The organism is Amycolatopsis sp. NBRC 101858, assembly GCF_030269325.1.
Taxonomy (GTDB): Bacteria; Actinomycetota; Actinomycetes; order Mycobacteriales; family Pseudonocardiaceae; genus Amycolatopsis; species Amycolatopsis ponsaeliensis.
Genome location: NZ_BSTD01000001.1, coordinates 1,211,155 through 1,227,925, shown reverse-complemented (window position 1 = coordinate 1,227,925; position 16,771 = coordinate 1,211,155). Strand labels below are relative to the sequence as shown.

The 16,771-nt window shown below is 71.1% G+C and carries 16 protein-coding genes and 1 tRNA gene; 7 read left to right on the top strand and 10 right to left on the bottom strand.

Annotated features, from left to right (window positions below; genetic code table 11):
* Positions 1-43: 43 nt before the first annotated feature.
* Positions 44-1,798 carry a GGDEF domain-containing protein gene (locus QSK39_RS05810; protein WP_285476606.1) on the bottom strand — a complete coding sequence of 585 codons (1,755 nt, stop codon included), beginning with the start codon at positions 1,796-1,798 and terminating at the stop codon, positions 44-46.
* Between the two features lie 35 nt (positions 1,799-1,833).
* Positions 1,834-1,905 (bottom strand) — tRNA-Gln (locus tag QSK39_RS05805).
* Positions 1,906-2,112: 207 nt separating this feature from the next.
* Here QSK39_RS05805 and QSK39_RS05800 point away from each other — a divergent pair.
* Complete coding sequence (locus QSK39_RS05800; protein WP_285476605.1) at positions 2,113-3,078, top strand: acyl-CoA desaturase; 966 nt, start codon at positions 2,113-2,115, stop codon at positions 3,076-3,078.
* A gap of 96 nt (positions 3,079-3,174) precedes the next feature.
* Positions 3,175-3,768: a TetR/AcrR family transcriptional regulator gene (locus tag QSK39_RS05795; RefSeq protein ID WP_284748553.1), complete on the top strand. Its 594-nt coding sequence runs from the start codon at positions 3,175-3,177 to the stop codon at positions 3,766-3,768.
* A 236-nt stretch (positions 3,769-4,004) separates the two neighbouring features.
* Here QSK39_RS05795 and QSK39_RS05790 read toward each other — a convergent pair whose 3' ends face one another.
* Both QSK39_RS05790 and QSK39_RS05785 read right to left on the bottom strand, forming a co-directional pair.
* On the bottom strand, positions 4,005-4,397 hold the full coding sequence (locus QSK39_RS05790; protein WP_285476604.1) for an NUDIX hydrolase: 393 nt from the start codon (positions 4,395-4,397) through the stop codon (positions 4,005-4,007).
* Positions 4,394-4,888 carry an isochorismatase family protein gene (locus tag QSK39_RS05785; protein ID WP_285476603.1) on the bottom strand — a complete coding sequence of 165 codons (495 nt, stop codon included), beginning with the start codon at positions 4,886-4,888 and terminating at the stop codon, positions 4,394-4,396. The genes QSK39_RS05790 and QSK39_RS05785 overlap by 4 nt, the downstream gene beginning before the upstream one ends.
* Positions 4,889-4,918: 30 nt before the next feature.
* Between QSK39_RS05785 and QSK39_RS05780 the strand changes: the two genes are divergently transcribed.
* Positions 4,919-5,650: an SDR family NAD(P)-dependent oxidoreductase gene (locus QSK39_RS05780; RefSeq protein WP_285476602.1), complete on the top strand. Its 732-nt coding sequence runs from the start codon at positions 4,919-4,921 to the stop codon at positions 5,648-5,650.
* Between the two features lie 209 nt (positions 5,651-5,859).
* Here QSK39_RS05780 and QSK39_RS05775 read toward each other — a convergent pair whose 3' ends face one another.
* The 4 genes from QSK39_RS05775 to QSK39_RS05760 are packed head-to-tail and all read right to left on the bottom strand — an operon-like array spanning position 5,860 to position 9,727.
* Entirely contained in the window at positions 5,860-7,041 is a 1,182-nt protein-coding gene (locus tag QSK39_RS05775; protein WP_285476601.1) for a PQQ-dependent sugar dehydrogenase, read from the bottom strand.
* Between the two features lie 16 nt (positions 7,042-7,057).
* The gene (locus QSK39_RS05770) at positions 7,058-7,903 is read right to left on the bottom strand and encodes an alpha/beta fold hydrolase (RefSeq protein ID WP_285476600.1); all 846 of its coding nucleotides are present in this window, start codon (positions 7,901-7,903) and stop codon (positions 7,058-7,060) included.
* Between the two features lie 46 nt (positions 7,904-7,949).
* Complete coding sequence (locus QSK39_RS05765; RefSeq protein ID WP_285476599.1) at positions 7,950-8,606, bottom strand: response regulator; 657 nt, start codon at positions 8,604-8,606, stop codon at positions 7,950-7,952.
* A complete protein-coding gene (locus QSK39_RS05760; RefSeq protein ID WP_285476598.1) occupies positions 8,603-9,727 on the bottom strand; it encodes a sensor histidine kinase in 1,125 nt (374 codons plus the stop codon). The genes QSK39_RS05765 and QSK39_RS05760 overlap by 4 nt, the downstream gene beginning before the upstream one ends.
* 132 nt (positions 9,728-9,859) lie before the next feature.
* Here QSK39_RS05760 and QSK39_RS05755 point away from each other — a divergent pair, with 132 nt between their 5' ends.
* Both QSK39_RS05755 and QSK39_RS05750 read left to right on the top strand, forming a co-directional pair.
* Complete coding sequence (locus tag QSK39_RS05755) at positions 9,860-10,456, top strand: class I SAM-dependent methyltransferase (RefSeq protein ID WP_285476597.1); 597 nt, start codon at positions 9,860-9,862, stop codon at positions 10,454-10,456.
* Positions 10,428-10,919, top strand: coding sequence for a DedA family protein (locus tag QSK39_RS05750; RefSeq protein WP_285476596.1), 492 nt, complete (start codon positions 10,428-10,430; stop codon positions 10,917-10,919). The genes QSK39_RS05755 and QSK39_RS05750 overlap by 29 nt, the downstream gene beginning before the upstream one ends.
* Here QSK39_RS05750 and QSK39_RS05745 read toward each other — a convergent pair.
* On the bottom strand, positions 10,895-11,668 hold the full coding sequence (locus tag QSK39_RS05745; protein WP_285476595.1) for a helix-turn-helix transcriptional regulator: 774 nt from the start codon (positions 11,666-11,668) through the stop codon (positions 10,895-10,897). The genes QSK39_RS05750 and QSK39_RS05745 overlap by 25 nt on opposite strands.
* A gap of 75 nt (positions 11,669-11,743) precedes the next feature.
* Between QSK39_RS05745 and QSK39_RS05740 the strand changes: the two genes are divergently transcribed.
* Both QSK39_RS05740 and mfd read left to right on the top strand, forming a co-directional pair.
* Positions 11,744-12,667: an LLM class flavin-dependent oxidoreductase gene (locus QSK39_RS05740; protein WP_285476594.1), complete on the top strand. Its 924-nt coding sequence runs from the start codon at positions 11,744-11,746 to the stop codon at positions 12,665-12,667.
* Between the two features lie 52 nt (positions 12,668-12,719).
* Complete coding sequence (gene mfd / locus QSK39_RS05735; RefSeq protein WP_285477943.1) at positions 12,720-16,274, top strand: transcription-repair coupling factor; 3,555 nt, start codon at positions 12,720-12,722, stop codon at positions 16,272-16,274.
* 81 nt (positions 16,275-16,355) lie between these two features.
* On the opposite strand, the gene QSK39_RS05730 is transcribed toward mfd, so the two are convergent.
* Positions 16,356-16,763, bottom strand: a complete 408-nt coding sequence (locus QSK39_RS05730; protein WP_285476593.1) for a hypothetical protein — start codon at positions 16,761-16,763, stop codon at positions 16,356-16,358.
* Positions 16,764-16,771: the final 8 nt, after the last annotated feature.

Genomic DNA, 16,771 nt, shown 5'->3' with positions numbered 1-16,771 from the left:
CTCCCAACGGTTACCAATGAATGGCTTCTGTCGGGACACGATCCTAACTGGGCTCTTCGGGCTCCCACGTCGGGTCGGTGGGAAGGCCCTCGCCCGACCACGCGGCGGCCGGGTCGGCGGCCATCGAGTTGGCCGACGCGACCTGGTTGCCGCCTCCGCGTTTTGCCTGGTACATGGCCGCGTCCGCGCGTGCGAGGACCTGCTCGCCACGCTCCTGCGGACGCAGCGAGACGAGCCCGATGGACAGCGTGACGCCGTGCGAGAGGTGGTGCGGCAGGCCCGAGACGGACTTCACCGCGCGGCCGAGCGCCATCTTCGCCGCGGACGCCGGCGTGCCCGGGAGCAGGACGATGAACTCGTCGCCGCCGTAGCGCGCCACGAGGTCGTCGCCGCGCAGCGCGTCACGCAGGGTGCTCGCGACGACACGCAGCACGTTGTCGCCCTCGGCGTGGGACTGCTTGTCGTTGACGCCCTTGAAGCCGTCGAGGTCGACCAGCGCGACGGCCAGCGGCTGCGCGTCGGCCGACGACGCGAGCTGGCGCAGCTTCTCGTCCAGCGCGCGCCGGTTCGGCAGGCCGGTGAGCGGGTCCTGGAGGGCCTGCTGGGTGATCGCGCCGTGCTCGGCGGAGAGCCGTTCGTGCTCGCGGCGGGCGTTCAGCGTGGCGATCTGCGACTCGCGCAGGCTCCACATCTCGTTCTCGAGACGCCGGGCGTAGTCGATCAGCGACTCGCTCGCACCGGACGCGTAGTCCGGCGTGGTGTCGAGCCGGGCCAGCTCGCGGACGATGTTCAGCCGCATCGACGGCTGGGAGGTGTCGTCGGTCAGCGACTCGCGGGCCTGCCGCAGCACGTCGAGGGCCTCTTCGCGGCGGCCGGCCTGGTCGAGGCAGCGGGCCAGCGCGATGGCGACGATCTCGCGTTCGCCCGGGTAGCCGGTGCCTTCGTGCAGCGCCCGGAGCCGGTCGATCTGGTCGGCGCTCGGGCTGTGCAGTGCCTGCGCCGAGGCGAGCACGCCGACCTGGTCGACGGCCGGGACGTTCGCCCGCCGCGGGAACAGCGACTCGGTGAACGGGCCTTCGGCGGCCACGGCCATGGACGCGGCGGTGCGGAACTTCTCGGCGCTCTCGTCGTACTCGTCGATGCGCTCGAGCCGCAGGCCCCAGCCGAGCAGCATCTTGACCCGGTTCATCAGCTGCAGCGTGATCTCGTGCGGGCTCGCGCTCTCGCGGATCGCGGAGGCGGCGCGGCCGATGACCTCTTCGGCGGCTTCGTACACGCCGAGCTGGTTCAGCACGATCCAGCAGTCGTTCAGCGCCGACCACAGCATCCGGTTCCAGGCGCGGATGCCGACCTGGCGGTTCGGGATCGCGGAGTCGTCGAGGATGGCCAGCGCGCGGGCGATCTCGGTGAGCGCGGGGTCCTCCTGCGCGGCGATCACCAGCCGGCGGCCGCGCAGCGCGTGCGCGTCGGCCCGCAGCAGGGCGAGGCCGTGCCGCCGGGTGTGCGCGAGCATCTCGTCGAGCCGCGGTTCGGCCTCCGCGGCCAGCCCCTTGGTGATCAGCCGGGCGATCGCGGACGCGCGCAGCAGCTGCGCGATCATCGTCGGTTCGCCGCGCCGCTGGGTCTCGTCGAGGAGCTCGTCCATCAGCTCGACGATCTGGAGCTGCTGGGTGTACTCCTGCCGCTGGACCGCGGCGATCAGCTCCCGCGCTCGCCCGACGAGCCAGGCATCGGACATTTCGGCCAGGGCAGGACGCCTGGCCGCCACCGGGTCGGTCGCCTCGTCGGTCAGCGCCAACCTCCCGGTGTCGTGGGTTCGGGTCCTCTGAGCTGCTCCGCCGCCAGGATTCGAACCTGAACTGTCAGAACCAAAATCTGAAGTGCTGCCGATTACACTACGGCGGATCGATCCTGGTCAGGATAGCGACGATCGGGTGTCGTCCGCGCGCGGGCCGCGTTATCGCCCCGTCCGCCGGGTACCTCGGTTCCGAAGGACCGGTGTGAGGTTCAGGCACTCCCCAGTCGCCGGAACCTCCTGTACCGTAACTTACGGCATCGTAGGTTAGGTCACCCTTGGTAAAAGGGCACCCGTGCAGGAAAGAAGTGAAGCGTATGACGGCCACGCTCGACCGTTCTCAGCCCGCCGGGGAGCCTTCGGCCCCCAAGGGGCCCAAACCTGTCATCGAAGGCACGCGCGGCATCGGCGTGCAGCTGTCGGTCTACTTCGGTGTGATCGCGCCGCTGGTGGCACTGCTGGTCGCGGTGCCGTTCGCCTGGGGCTGGGGACTGAGCTGGGTCGACGTCGGCATCTTCGTGGTGTTCTACGCGATCAGCGGGCTCGGCATCACGGTGTCCTACCACCGGTACTTCACGCACGGCTCGTTCAAGGCCAAGCAGTGGCTGCGCGTGGTCATGGCCATCGCCGGCAGCATCGCGCTGCAGGGCCCGGTCATCACCTGGGTCGCCGACCACCGTCGCCACCACGCGTTCTCCGACCGCGACGGCGACCCCCACTCCCCGTGGGCGTTCGGCACCTCGCCGTGGGCCATCGCCAAGGGCTTCTGGCACGCGCACATGGGCTGGCTGTTCGAGCGCGACCAGACCAACGCCGAGCGCTTCGCCCCCGACCTCGTCAAGGACCCGGCGATCAAGAAGGTCGACGACCTGTTCTGGCTGTGGTCGCTGGTCAGCCTGCTGCTGCCGGCGCTGCTGGGCGGGCTGATCTCGTGGTCGCTGTGGGGCGCGGTCACCGCGTTCTTCTGGGCCGGGCTGGTGCGCATCTGCGTGCTGCACCACGTGACGTGGTCGGTCAACTCGATCTGCCACATGATCGGCGAGCGCCCGTTCGCCGCGCGCGACAAGTCGGCGAACTTCTGGCCGCTGGCGATCTTCAGCTTCGGCGAGTCGTGGCACAACCTGCACCACGCCGACCCGACGTCCGCCCGCCACGGCGTCAAGCGCGGCCAGATCGACATCTCCGCGCGGCTGATCTGGATCTTCGAAAAGTTCGGCTGGGTGCACGACGTCCGCTGGCCCACCCCGCAGCGATTGGCCCGAATCGCGACGGAAAAGGGCTAGTCGCGTAGGGTTCGGCGAGTGGCGGGGAGACGACGTTCGAAGCGTGAGCAGCAGGTCACCGGGGCACGTCCGGCCGCCCCGGTGACGCGGGTCCGGATGACCGGCAGCGAGCGGCGCCAGCAATTGCTGAACGTGGCGCGGGCGTTGTTCGCCGAAAAGGGTTTCGACGGCACGTCGATCGAAGAGATCGCGCACCGCGCCAACGTGTCGAAACCCGTGGTGTACGAACACTTCGGCGGCAAAGAGGGCATCTACGCGGTGGTCGTGGACCGCGAAACCCAGCTGCTGCTGGAGCGCATGGTGTCCACGCTGCACGGCGGCCACCCCCGCGTGATGCTGGAACAGGCGGCGACGGCGTTGCTGTCGTACGTCGAGGATTCCCACGACGGTTTCCGCATCCTGGTCCGCGATTCCCCGGTGGCGAGCTCGACGGGGACGTTCTCGACGGTGCTGAACGACATCGCGAGCCAGGTGGAACACATCTTGGCGCAGCAGTTCGCGGCCCGCGGCTACGACGAAAAACTGGCGGCGCTGTACGCGCAGGCTTTGGTGGGAATGGTCGCGCTGACGGGCCAGTGGTGGCTGGACGCCCGCAAACCGAAGCGCGACGAGGTCGCGGCGCACCTGGTGAACCTGGCTTGGAACGGGCTGTCGCACCTGGAGGACAAGCCGAAGCTGCGGCTGCGATGAGCTTTTCCGCCGTGGGACCCGGCGGCACGCTGACCCTCACCGACCTCGATGCGTCGGAGGGCGACCTCGTGTGTTTCGCGGCGCGGGCCGAAGGCGCCGGGCCGGCCAGGCGTGGACGTTGCACGGCCTCGAACCCGCCGGGGGCGGGCCGCGTCCCTGGTCCTGCACCGTCCGGACCTGGGTGACGCCGGGCGAAGAGCTGCGGCGCCTCTGCGCGGACCTGGCCGGGTTCCTGACTACTTGAGCTGCCCGGCCTCGCGCAGGTGGTCGAAGATGATCTTGTCCACCGCCGAAACCCTCTCCCGGTCCGCGTAGCCGAGCCACGCGATCTCCTCGATCTCGCTGCTCGCCGCCAACGTCCCCGTGTACTCCGCCGTGAAGCACGTCATCCGCACCAGCACGCCCGACGCCTTGCCGTCCGCCTGGGCTTCGAAGACTCCCGCCGGTGCGATGGTCGGCTCGGTGATCGCCACCGTCAGCTCTTCGCGGATCTCGCGGACCAGCGTCTCGGCGTCCGTCTCGCCCGGGTCGCGCTTGCCGCCCGGCAGGTAGTACACCTCCTTGCCACGCGAGCGCGTGCTCAAGATGCGGCCGTCGACCAGGTGCAGCCAGGCGATCTTGTCGATCACGCCAGGACCTCGTCCGTCGTGACGACCGTGCCGAGCCGCGGGAAGATCTTCGTGATCGCGTTCTCGTGCGAGATGTCGGACAGCGCGGTCATCGCGTCCGACACCGCGACCGTGTCGTAGCCGTGGTCGGCCGCCGCGCGCAGGGTCGACTCGACGCCGAACTCCGTCGCGATGCCGCCGAAGTAGACGGTGCGCACGCCCTTGCCGCGCAGGAACTCGTCGAGGTCGGTGTTCGCGAAACCGCCGATCACGTACTTGGTGACGATCTTGTCGTCCTGCGCGTCGAAGACGAGCTCGTTGCCCGGCGGGTTGTCCGGCCGGGACACCCGGACGATCACCACGGGCGCGCCGGCCTCGCGGAACGCCGTCCGCAGCCGCAGCGCGTTCGCGACGACTTCTTCGCCGCGATACGGCGTGGTCGGCAGGGCCACGATCCGTTCCTGGAGGTCGACGAGCACGAGCGCGGACGTGGCCGGGTCGATCTTGGTCATGCCCCGATCCTAGGCACTAGGCTCGGGCGCATGGGGAACAGCAGGGAAGTAGTGGTGACGGGCGGCGGCACGGGCATCGGGTACGCCGTCGCGGCGGCCTTCGCCGAAGCGGGCGACCGGGTCACGATCACCGGGCGCCGCGAGCAGGTGCTCACCGAGGCCGCGACGCTCCTGGGCGCCCGGCCCGTCGTGTTCGACGCCGCCGATGCCGCGGCGGTCGAAGCCGCACTGGAGGAGTTACCCGGCCGCGTCGACGTGCTCGTCAACAACGCCGGGGGCAACACCGACTTCGTCGACGGCGATGGCGATGGCGCAGGACTGGCCGGTTTCGCGGCCGCGTTCGAGCGCAACCTCCGGTCCAATGTGGTCAGTGCGGCGCTGGTGACGCACGCGCTGGGCGAGCGCCTCGCCGACGACGCGCGGATCGTCACGATCGGCTCGATCGCCGCCCGCACCGGCGCCGGTTCGTACGGGGCCGCGAAGGCCGCCGTCGAGGCGTGGAACATCAGCGTGGCCCAGGAGTTCGGGGCGCGCGGGATCACGGCGAACGTCGTCGCGCCGGGGCTGATCGGGGAGACGGAGTTCTTCCACAGCAAGCTTTCGGACCGCCGTCGCGAATGGCTGATCGGCAACACGATGAACAAGCGGCCGGGCACGCCGGAAGACGTCGCCGCCGTCGTGACGTTCTTGGCGAGCCCCGCCGCCGGGCACGTCACCGGACAGGTGGTGCACGTCAACGGCGGGGCTCACCTGGGCAAATAACCGGCTTGTGGGGTTGGATGCCGGTCCCCGAACGCCAGGTCGGCGATGGCGCTCGGGGACCGGCGCGGTGCTGCCGCGGGAACGCTTTCTTCGGACCGCGTCCAACACTCGTCGGGGGCGGGCGAAAACTCCTGGTGCGAACCATGTTCCGCGATCCGCCACCCCGGCGGAAGTGTCCACGGCACTCGAGTGCCGTGCTTTTCTCATGATCAGGCGGGCGTGACCTTCAGCAGCTTGTCGTCCGTTCCGTCCGAAGTCGTCACGTACAGGGCGCCGTCCGGACCGCTGCGCACCGCGCGCAGGCGGCCGAACTTGTCGTCGAACTCCGGGGGGAGCGTGACGTCGAGGACCTTGCCCGCCGGGTCCAAGTGGTACAGCAGCAGCTTCTGGCCCTTCAGCGCCACCACGACCAGCGCGCCGTCGTTCGGGCCCCACTGCGCGCCCGTCAGGAACGCGTCGCCGCTGATCGCCTCGGTGATCTTGCCGGATGTCCACAGTGGACTCACCGCGTCCGGGAACCGCTTGAGGTCGGTCATCGGCACGCTCTCGTCGTAGCTCGAGTCCGTGCCGCCCTTCGACGGGTCCCAGCCGTAGTTCGCACCCGGCTTCAGCAGGTTGACCTCGTCGTCGAAGGTCGGCCCGTGCTCGGCCGTGATCACCTGGCCGCTGCCCGGCCGGATCGCGACGCCCTGGACGTTGCGGTGGCCGAACGTGTAGATCAGCCGTTCCTTCGGGTTGGCCGACGTGATGAACGGGTTGTCCGGCAACGGGTTCCCGGTCTTCGCGTCCAGCCGCAGCACCTTGCCGCCCAGGGAGTGGCGGTCCTGCGCGATCGTCGAACGCGCGGTGTCGCCGGTGCCGACCAGCAGCGCGCCGTCCGGCGCGAACGTCGGCCGGCAGCCGGAGTGCCGGCCGCTCGGGTTCACCGGCAGCCCGGTCAGCAGGTCCTTGACCTTCGACGCGCTCGCGCCGTCTTCGGCCAGCTTCCACGTGACCAGCCGGATGTCGACGGCCTTGCCGCCCTCCTGGTGGTCCTGGCAGGTGATGAACTCGCGGCTGGTCGTGAAGTCGGGGCTGATCACCAGGCCGAGCAGCCCGCCTTCGCCCTGCACGAGGACGTCGGAGAAGTCGGCTTTGACGTCGGTGGCCTGCCCGCCGCGGACCAGCGCGAGCTTGCCGGGCCGCTGCGGCACGAGCATGCCGCCGTCGGGCAGGAAGCCGATGTCCCAGCCGTGCTGTAGCCCGGCGGTGATCGTCTCGACCTTGAACTTCCCGGTCGACGCCGCCGGCGTGGACGCGGGCGGGACGCTCTGGACGGGCGCGCTCGATGCCCCCGAACAGCCCGCGACCAGCAGGGACACCGCACCGATGAGACCCAGCACACGCCGCATACGGCCCATCCTGCCATCAAGCGGTGAAATCACCGTTCGCCACGGTCTCCTTCAGGAACTCCAGGTCGCCCGAGCCGGGGATGTAGTGCCCGGTGCCGGGCACGAGGTCCACCACGGCGCCGGCCGCTTCGAGCCGCCGCGCGGTCGTCGCGGAGTCGACCATGGCGTCGTCCGCCCCGGCGACGGCGTACACCGGCATGGTCAGCCGCCCCAGCGCGGCGTCGCCGAAGACCGGGAACGGGCCGGTGCGGTACCGGTAGTTCGCGGACACGAGCAGCTGGTGCTCGACGATCGGCGACGTCTCCGGCTCGCCCACCGTGCCGGCCACGGACTTCCGCCGTCCTCGCTCGCCGAGCAGGGACAGGAACACGGCCTTGACGATGAACCCCTTCTTCATCGGGCCGAGGCCGATCGGGCACCGCAGCGCCAGCGCGGCGACGCGCTCGGGCCGACGGGTCGCGTAGTCGAGCGCGAGCCAGCCGCCGAACGACGACGTCAGGAAGGCGGCCCGCGAGACGCGGAAGTGGTCGAGCACGGCATCCAGCCAGCGCGCGTACCGGTCGCTGTCGAGCGGCGGCCGCGTCTCGGCGCTCAACCCGGGCTCGCCGATGATGTCGACGGCGTGGACCCGGAACCGCTCGGCCAGCGCCGGGATCCGGTGCGCCCACTCCGCCGAGTTGCTGCCGGAGCCGTGCAGCAGCACCAGCGGCGGCGCGTCCTCCGGGCCGGAGACCAGGGCGAACGTCTCGCCTTCGGGAGTCGGCACGCGCACTTCGTCGCGCGGGACGGGCCAGCTCTTCAGGGCTTCGAGGTAGCGCTCACGCAGGAGGCGAGCGCCGGCTTCGGACTTGTATATCGTCATGCAAAGTACTCTATACTTCCCTATCAAGCGGATAAATAGGGAGTGATCACGACCCTGGACGGATCAGCCCGGACTCGTAGGCGAACACCACCGCGTGCACCCGGTCGCGCAGCCGCAGCTTGCCGAGGATGCGTCCGACGTGGGTCTTCACCGTCGTCTCGCCGATGTACAGCTTCGCCGCGATCTCGCCGTTGGAGTGCCCGCGGGCGATGAGCCCGAGCACGTCCTTTTCGCGCTCGGTCAGCACGTCGAGCTTGGCGACGTCCACCGGGTCGCGGCCGTCGGCGAGGTAGCGGTCGAGCAGCCGCCGCGTCACCGACGGCGAGACCATCGAGTCGCCGCGCAGGACGCCGCGGATCGCCACGAGCATCTCCTCCGACGGTGCGTCCTTCACCAGGAACCCGCTGGCGCCCGCGCGCAAGGCGGCGTAGGCGTACTCGTCGAGGTCGAACGTGGTGATGATCAGGACGCGCACGTCCGGCAGCTCGGCGCAGATCCGCCCGGTCGCGGTGACGCCGTCGAGCACCGGCATCCGGACGTCCATCAGGACCAGGTCCGGCCGCAGCTCCCGCGCCTTCGCGACGGCCTCTTCGCCGTTCGCGGCCTCGGCGGCGACGACGAGGTCGTCCTGGCTTTCGACGATCATCCGCAGCCCGACGCGGACCAGCTCCTGGTCGTCGCAGAGCAGTACCCGCGTGGTCACGACCCGACCACCAGGCTCGCGCGCACCCGGTAGCCGCCGTCCGGGAGCGGCCCGGTCGTCAGCTCTCCGTGGTACATCTCGACGCGCTGGCGCATCCCGGCCAGACCGCGGCCGGACGAGGGCAACGCCGGCACGGGCGCCGGCGGGGACTGCCCGCCGGTGTTCGTCACCTCGATCCGGACCTCGGCCGGCTCGAACGCGACTTCGACGCGGCCGGTGGCGTCGGCCGGGGCGTGCTTGATCATGTTGGTCAGGGCCTCCTGGACGATCCGGTACGCCTGCAGCGCGGCGCTCGCGGACAGGCCACCGGGATCGCCGGTGACCTCGAGCGCGACCGCTCGACCGCACTGGTCGACGAGCTCGCGCAGCTCGTCGATGCTCGGCTGAGGACTGCGTGCCGCCTGGCCGGCGTGCAGGACTTCGAGGAGCCGCCGCAGCTCGGCGAGCGCGTCCCGGCCGGTGCGGCCGATCGTGTCGAGCGTGCGGTCGACCGCTTCGGGGTCGCGGTGCCGGGCGAGCTTCGCGCCCTCGGCGTTCAGCACGATCACGCTCATGCTGTGCGCGAGGACGTCGTGGAGCTCCCGCGCGATGCGCGTCCGTTCCTCCGCGATGGCCGCGCGTGCTTGGGCGTCGGCACGCTTCTCCTCCTCCGCGGTGAGTTGTTCCCTGGCGTGGAAGAACTCCCCGAGCGCCCACGCCGCCAGGTGGATCGGCAGGATCGCGACGATCGTGAGGGTCGGGTTCTGCGTGCCCGGGCCCCAGCTGAACCCCCACAGCACGTCGACCGCGACGATCGCGGCCGCGGTCAGCGCGCCGAACCGGCGATCGCCGCGCTGCACCAGGTTGAAGAGGACGACCGCCATGCTCAGCTCGGCGCGGCCGCGGTCGAACGCCCAGATCTCGTTGGTGTAGGCGACCAGCGTGCCGGCGAGGATCAGGACCGCCACCGTCCGCGGGAACCGGCGGCGCACCAGCAGGGGGAGCAGGAACAGCATCGGGATCGCGCGGACCGCCCACGAACCCGTGCCGACCCAGTTGGGCCCGAGGAGGGTGAACACGGCGTACAGCGGCAGGTCCACCGTCCACCGGTGCCTCCGCACCCACTTCACGAGCCGTTCCACCCGACCGAACGTAGTGCCGGAACCCGGTCCGAGGCGTCATCCCTTCGGCCCGACCGTGTCCTCCCGGAGGAGGAGAAGACCGGTCGATCCGGCGGATCCGCGGCTACCCATGCCGTCCTTAACGTCGGGATCATGTCGATCACCAGGGAATTCCTCCGCCACCCGATGCTGACCGGCGCCATCGCGCCCAGCTCACCGCGGCTGGCCGAAACGATGACGGCGGGCCTCGGCCTGGAACGCGCGTCGCGCGTCGCCGAGCTCGGTCCGGGCACCGGCGTGTTCACCGAAGCGGTCCTCGCGCTGCTTCGCCCCGAAGCACGGCTGACCGCTTACGAGATCAACCCGCGTTTCGCGGCCTCCCTCGGCGAACGCTTTCCGCAGGTCGACGTGGTCACCGGCTCGGCGGAACACCTCGACGCGGCCCGCCTCGACGTCGTCGTCTCCGGACTGCCGTGGACGGCGATGACCGCGGACCGGCAGCGTCGCATCCTCGACGCGGTCACGGCGGCGCTGACCCCGAACGGCCGGTTCACGACGTTCGCGTACGCCCACACGGCCTGGACGCCGCCCGCGCGTCGCTTCGCCGCTTCGCTGCGAAGCCGTTTCGCCGTCGTGGAACGCACTTCGGTCGTCTGGGGGAACCTGCCGCCCGCGTTCGTCTACCGCGCGGCGCTCCCGGTGACGGTGGGGAGGACGAGCCATGGACAGCCTGCTGCGGCCACTGCTTGACGCGCCCGCGGCGGTCGTCTACCTGGTGTGCGCGCTGCTGATCACGGCGGAAACCGCGCTGCTGCCCGGAATCGTGCTCCCGACGCTGTCGGCGTTGCTGCTCATGGGATTCCTCGCCGAGCGGGGCACGCTCCACCTCGGACTCGCGTTACCGGTGGCCGTGCTCGCGGCCGTCACCGGCGATCAGCTGGCCTACCTGGAAGGACGACGGCTGCGCCGGTCCCGGTTCGCCCGCCGCATCGGCCAGGACCGCTGGGACCGCGCCGAAGCGGCGGTCGCGCGCTACGGCGTCCCGGCGGTGATCGCGGGCCGCTGCCTGGCCGGCGCGCGGACGCTGGTGCCGCGCGTCGCGGGCTCGGCGGCGATGCCGTACCGCCGCTTCGCCGTGGGCAGCGTGTGCGCGGCCGTGCTGTGGGCGAGCGCGGAACTGCTGGTGGGTCACTTGACGGCGCTGGTGCTCTGAAGGCGTTCCGCGGTCTCGGCGTCCGCGGGCAGGAACGTCTCCAGCTTGAGCTCCGACACCGTGACGTCCGCCGCCGTCGCGAACGTCGTGATCGCCGTGATCAGCCGCAGCTCACCGACCGAAGTGGACAGTCGCACGGGCACGGCGAAACCGAGGTGGTCGGCGCTCGGCGGCCGCTCCGGCGGCAGGTACCCCTTCAACTCGGCGAGCTGCGCGGCGAGCCGGTCGTCCGGAGTGCGGACGAGGTCGTTGCGCAGGCGCTCGAGGATGTGCCGGGCCCAGTCGTCGAGGTTGCGCACGCGCGGCGCCATCCCGCGCGGGTGCAGCGCGAGCCGCAGCGTGTCGACCGGTTCTTCGAGGAGCTCCGGCGCGACGTCCTCGACGAGCAGGGAAAACGCGTCGTTCTTCGCGATGAGCAGGCCGTAGCGGTCGACGACGATCGCGGGGTACGGGCGGTGGCCGTCGAGCAGCCGCCGCAGCCCGTCGAGCACCGGCCGGATCGCCGGGTCGTCGAGCTTCGTTTCCGGGTACGACGGCGCGAAACCGGCGGCGTGCAGGAGGCCGTTGCGCTCGCGCAGGGGCAGTTCGAGCGACTCGGCGACGCGCAGCACCATGCCGCGCCCGGGGAGCGAGCGGCCGCTCTCCATGAAGCTCACGTGCCGCTGCGTCGTCCCGGCGCGCAACGCCAGGTCGAGCTGGCTCAAGTGCCGCCGCGTGCGCCAGTCCTTCAGCGCCGTTCCGAAGTTCACGCTCCCATCCTGGTGGGTCGCGCCATTCCCCGTGGGGAATTGAGGGCATTCCCCGCTTCGGCGACGCTTTCCGGCATGACGAACTACGGCCTGGTCGTACCGACCTACCAGCCCATCCTCGACGCCGGGCGGACCGCGCCCGAACTGGTCGACGCCGCCGTCTCCGCCGAAGAGCTCGGCCTCGACTCGGTGTGGGTGGGCGACACCCTCGCCCGGGCTCCGCTGGACGCCTTCACCGTGCTGGGTGCCTTCGCCGCCCGGACGTCGCGGGTGACCCTGGGGACGTCGGCGCTGCTCCCGGCGTTGCGCGACCCGGTTCTCTCGGCGAACCAGCTGCTTTCCCTCGACCTGCTCAGCGGCGGCAGGCTCACGGTCGCGGTCGGCGCGGGGTTCGCCGGGCGGAGTGAGCCGGAGTTCGCGTTCGTGGGGGTGCCCTGGGCCCGCCGGCGGGCGCGGCTGGACGACATCGTGGGCCTGTGGCGGGCGGCGTGGAGCGGCGCGTCGTCGTTCCACGGCGAGGTGCTGCACTACGACTCGCTGCCGTCCTTTCCCGCGCCCACGCGGCCGGGCGGGCCGCCGGTGTGGCTGGCGGCGTACACGCCGGGAGCGCTGGAGCGCGCCGGCCGGCTGTACGACGGCTGGCTCCCGTACCCGCCGGACCCGGCGGACTACGTGTCCGGCCTGGCCCGGATCCGCGCACTGGCGGCGCGTCCGGTGACGCCGGCGTTGTTCGCGACGGTCCTGGTCGAGGACGACGTGGACCGCGGCCGCGCGCTGCTGGAGGAGTACTGCCAGCGCAACTACGGGATGCCCGCGGACTTCGTGCAGGGGATCCAGATGCAGGTGACGGGAAGCGCCGCGGAGGTGGCTTCGCGGCTTCGCGAGTACGAAGGAGCGGAGCACGTCCTGCTGCGGATCGCGAGCACCGAACCGAAGGTGTTCGACGAGCAGCTGCCCAGGCTCGCGGAGGTGGCGGAACTGCTGCGCGACCAGCCGTGATCGGAAACCTGTCGGGGGTGGCACGTAGGCTGGGACCGTGACCGACGCTCCACTGTCCGGACTCCTCACCGCCACCCTTCCCGACCCGGCCCTGCGTGGCGTGGTCGAGCGCGCCGGCGCGCCGCTGCTCGAGCTGCAAGGCCCGATCGCCGCCCGGCAGCTCGTCGCGGCCGCCCTCGCCGCCGACGAGGGCGCGGCCAAGCCCGTCCTCGCCGTGACCGCCACCGGCCGCGAGGCCGACGAGCTGACCTCGTCCCTCGGCGCGCTGCTGGGCAGCGACCGGGTCGCCGACTTCCCCTCCTGGGAGACCCTCCCGCACGAGCGGCTCTCCCCGCGCGCCGACACCGTCGGCCGCCGGCTGGAGGTGCTGCACCGGCTCAAGACCGAGGACGACACCCTGCGCGTCGTCGTCGCGACCGTCCGCAGCCTCATCCAGCCGATGGCCCCCGGCCTCGGCTCGCTCAAGCCGATCGACCTCGTCGTCGGCGAGGAAGAGCCGTTCGAGGAGCTGCTCGAACGGCTCGTCGAGCTGGCCTACGTCCGCGTCGACATGGTCGAGAAGCGCGGCGAGTTCGCCGTCCGCGGCGGCATCCTCGACCTGTTCGGGCCGACCGCGCAGCACCCCGTCCGCGTCGAGTTCTGGGGCGACGAGGTCAGCGAGATCCGCGCGTTCGCCGTCTCCGACCAGCGGTCGCTGCCGGGCGAGATCCCGCGCGTCACCGCGCCGCCGTGCCGCGAGCTGCTGCTCACGCCGCCGGTCAAGGAGAAGGCCGCCGAGCTGGCGACGACGTACGAGGCCGACGCCCACCTGGCCGAGATGCTCACCAAGCTCGCCGACGGCATCCCGGTCGAGGGCATGGAAGCCCTCATCCCGGTGCTCTGCGAGGGCGAGCTGGAGCTGCTCACCGACGCGATGCCGATCGGCACCCACGTCGTGCTCACCGACCCGGAGAAGATCCGCGCCCGGGCCGCCGACCTCGTCCGCACCGGCCAGGAGTTCCTCGAAGCGTCGTGGACGACGGCCGCGGCGGGCGGCCAGGCCCCGATCGACCTCGGCGCGTCCGCCTACCGCGGGCTCGACGAGATCGCGTCCCACGCGCAGGACACCAAGCGCTCGTGGTGGACGCTCACCCAGCTGACCAGCGAAGACCCGGACGTCTACCGCGTCTCGGTCGAAGCCGCCCCCGCCTACCGCGGCGAGCTCGAACGCGCGACGGCGGACCTGCGCGCGCACATCGCCTCGGGCGGCACGGCCGTGCTCGTCGTCGCCGGGCACGGCACCGCGGCGCGCGCGGTCGAGCAGTTCTCGGCCGCCGACGTCCCGGCCGCGCTGGCGGGCGACGGCCTGAAGAGCGCGCCGGCGCCGGGCGTCGTCACGGTCACCTGCGGCGGCCTGACCGACGGCTTCATCTCGCCGGAGCGCGCCCTCGTCGTGCTCACCGAGGCGGACCTGACCGGCCGCGGCTCGGGCGCCGGAACGTCCACAAAGGACCTCAACACCAAGATGCCGTCCCGGCGGCGCAACGCCGTCGACCCGCTGGCGTTGAAGGCCGGCGACTACGTCGTGCACGAGCAGCACGGCATCGGCCGGTTCGTCGAGATGGTCCAGCGGACGGTCGCCGGCGCCACCCGCGAGTACCTGCTGCTGGAGTACGGCTCGTCCAAGCGCGGGCACCCGGGCGACCGGCTGTTCGTGCCGACCGACCAGCTCGACGAGGTGTCCAAGTACGTCGGCGGCGAGCTGCCGACGTTGAACAAGCTCGGCGGCTCCGACTGGAAGAACACCAAGGCCAGGGCCAAGAAGGCGGTCAAGGAGATCGCCGCCGAGCTGGTCCAGCTCTACGCCGCGCGCCAGGCGGCGCCCGGGCACGCGTTCGGCCCGGACACGCCGTGGCAGGGCGAGCTGGAGGACGCCTTCCCGTTCACCGAGACCAACGACCAGCTCGCCGCGATCGACGAGGTCAAGGCCGACATGGAACGCGGCGTCCCGATGGACCGCGTCATCTGCGGCGACGTCGGCTACGGCAAGACGGAGATCGCCGTGCGGGCGGCGTTCAAGGCGGTGCAGGACGGCAAGCAGGTGGCGGTCCTCGTCCCGACGACGCTGCTCGCCCAGCAGCACCTGAACACCTTCCACGAGCGGATGCGCTCGTTCCCGGTGACGATCAAGGGCCTGTCCCGGTTCACGAACAAGACCGAGTCGGACATCATCCTGGAGCAGCTCGCCGGCGGCGAGGTCGACATCGTGATCGGCACGCACCGGTTGCTGCAGACCGGCATCCGCTACAAGGACCTCGGTCTCGTGATCGTCGACGAGGAGCAGCGCTTCGGCGTCGAGCACAAGGAGCACATCAAGGCGCTGCGCACGCACGTCGACGTGCTCACCATGTCGGCGACGCCGATCCCGCGCACGCTGGAGATGTCGCTGGCCGGCATCCGCGAGATGTCCACGATCCTCACCCCGCCCGAGGACCGGCACCCGATTCTGACGTACGTCGGTTCGTACGACGACAAGCAGGTCGGCGCGGCCATCCGGCGCGAGCTGCTGCGCGACGGCCAGGTCTTCTACGTCCACAACCGGGTTTCCTCGATCGAGAAGGCCGCGCGGCACATCCGCGAGCTGGTGCCGGAGGCGCGCGTCGTCACCGCGCACGGCCAGATGAACGAAGACAAGCTCGAGAAGATCATCCAGGGCTTCTGGGAGAACGAGTACGACGTCCTGGTGTGCACGACGATCGTCGAGACCGGGCTGGACATCTCGAACGCGAACACGCTGCTGGTCGAGCGCGGTGATCTGCTCGGGCTGGCCCAGCTGCACCAGTTGCGAGGCCGGGTCGGCCGCGGCCGTGACCGCGGGTACGCGTACTTCCTGTACCCGCCGGAGGCGCCGCTGACCGAGACGGCCCACGACCGCCTGGCGACGATCGCCCAGAACACCGAGCTCGGCGCGGGCATGGCGGTCGCGATGAAGGACCTGGAGATCCGCGGCGCGGGCAACATCCTCGGCGCGGAGCAGTCCGGGCACATCGCGGGTGTCGGGTTCGACCTGTACGTGCGGTTGGTCGGCGAAGCGGTCGACGCGTTCCGCCGGCACGCGGGTGCGGAGCCGGCGGAAGAAGAGGAGATGGCCGACGTCCGCGTCGACCTTCCGATCGACGCCCACCTCCCGCACGACTACGTGCCGGGCGAGCGGTTGCGGCTGGAGGCGTACCGCAAGATCGCGGCGGCGCCGGACACCGAGGGCCTGGACGCGGTCCGCGAAGAGCTGATCGACCGCTACGGCCAGCCACCGGCGCCGGTGAACCGGTTGCTGGCGGTGGCGCGGTTCCGGCACACGTGCCGCGAGGCGGGCGTGACGGAGGTGGCGGTCCAGGGCAACACCATCCGGTTCGCGCCGCTGCCGCTGCAGGATTCGCAGATGGTGCGGTTGAAGCGGCTGTACCCGAAGGCGATGTTCAAGGCCGTGACGAACACGGTGTCGGTCCCGAAGCCCACGGAGGGCCCGGCGGGCGGCCGCATCGGCGCGCCGACGTTGCGGGACGAAGAGCTGCTCGACTGGTGCACGAAGTTGCTGACGCAGCTGACGAAGAAGCCCGCGGCGGTGTGAGGCCCGGCGCCACTTCGGGGGACTCCCGTTGTGGCGCCCGGGGTTTCCGCGGCGAGGGTGCGCCTACCGCACCCTCGCTCCTCAGCCGACTTCGCTGAACATCGGCGGCATGGCCTCCGCCAACCCCATCTTCACCGACTCCACGGGCACCGGAACCGCCCCGGCACCGGCCATCGGCAACGGCCGGGGTGTCCGCGGTATCCGCGAGCCCGCACCGCCGCCGCGTCCCGGGTACACGAGCAACCCCCGCGCCGGATCCGGCACCGCGTCCAACGCCGCCGTCACGACCGGCAGCGCGCGGAACGCGTCGCGGCTTTCCTCCGATTTGAACTCGATCTCCAGGACGACGCCCCAGCGGTGTTCGTGCCACACCCACTGTTCCGCGCCGTTCGTCAGTGCTGCTTCGGTGAGTGCGTCACCGCGGGCGAGCCGCCACAAGGAAGCCGTGGACTCGCCATCGAAGACCTCGATGGTCAGCCAGTGGTCCATGTCGTCGA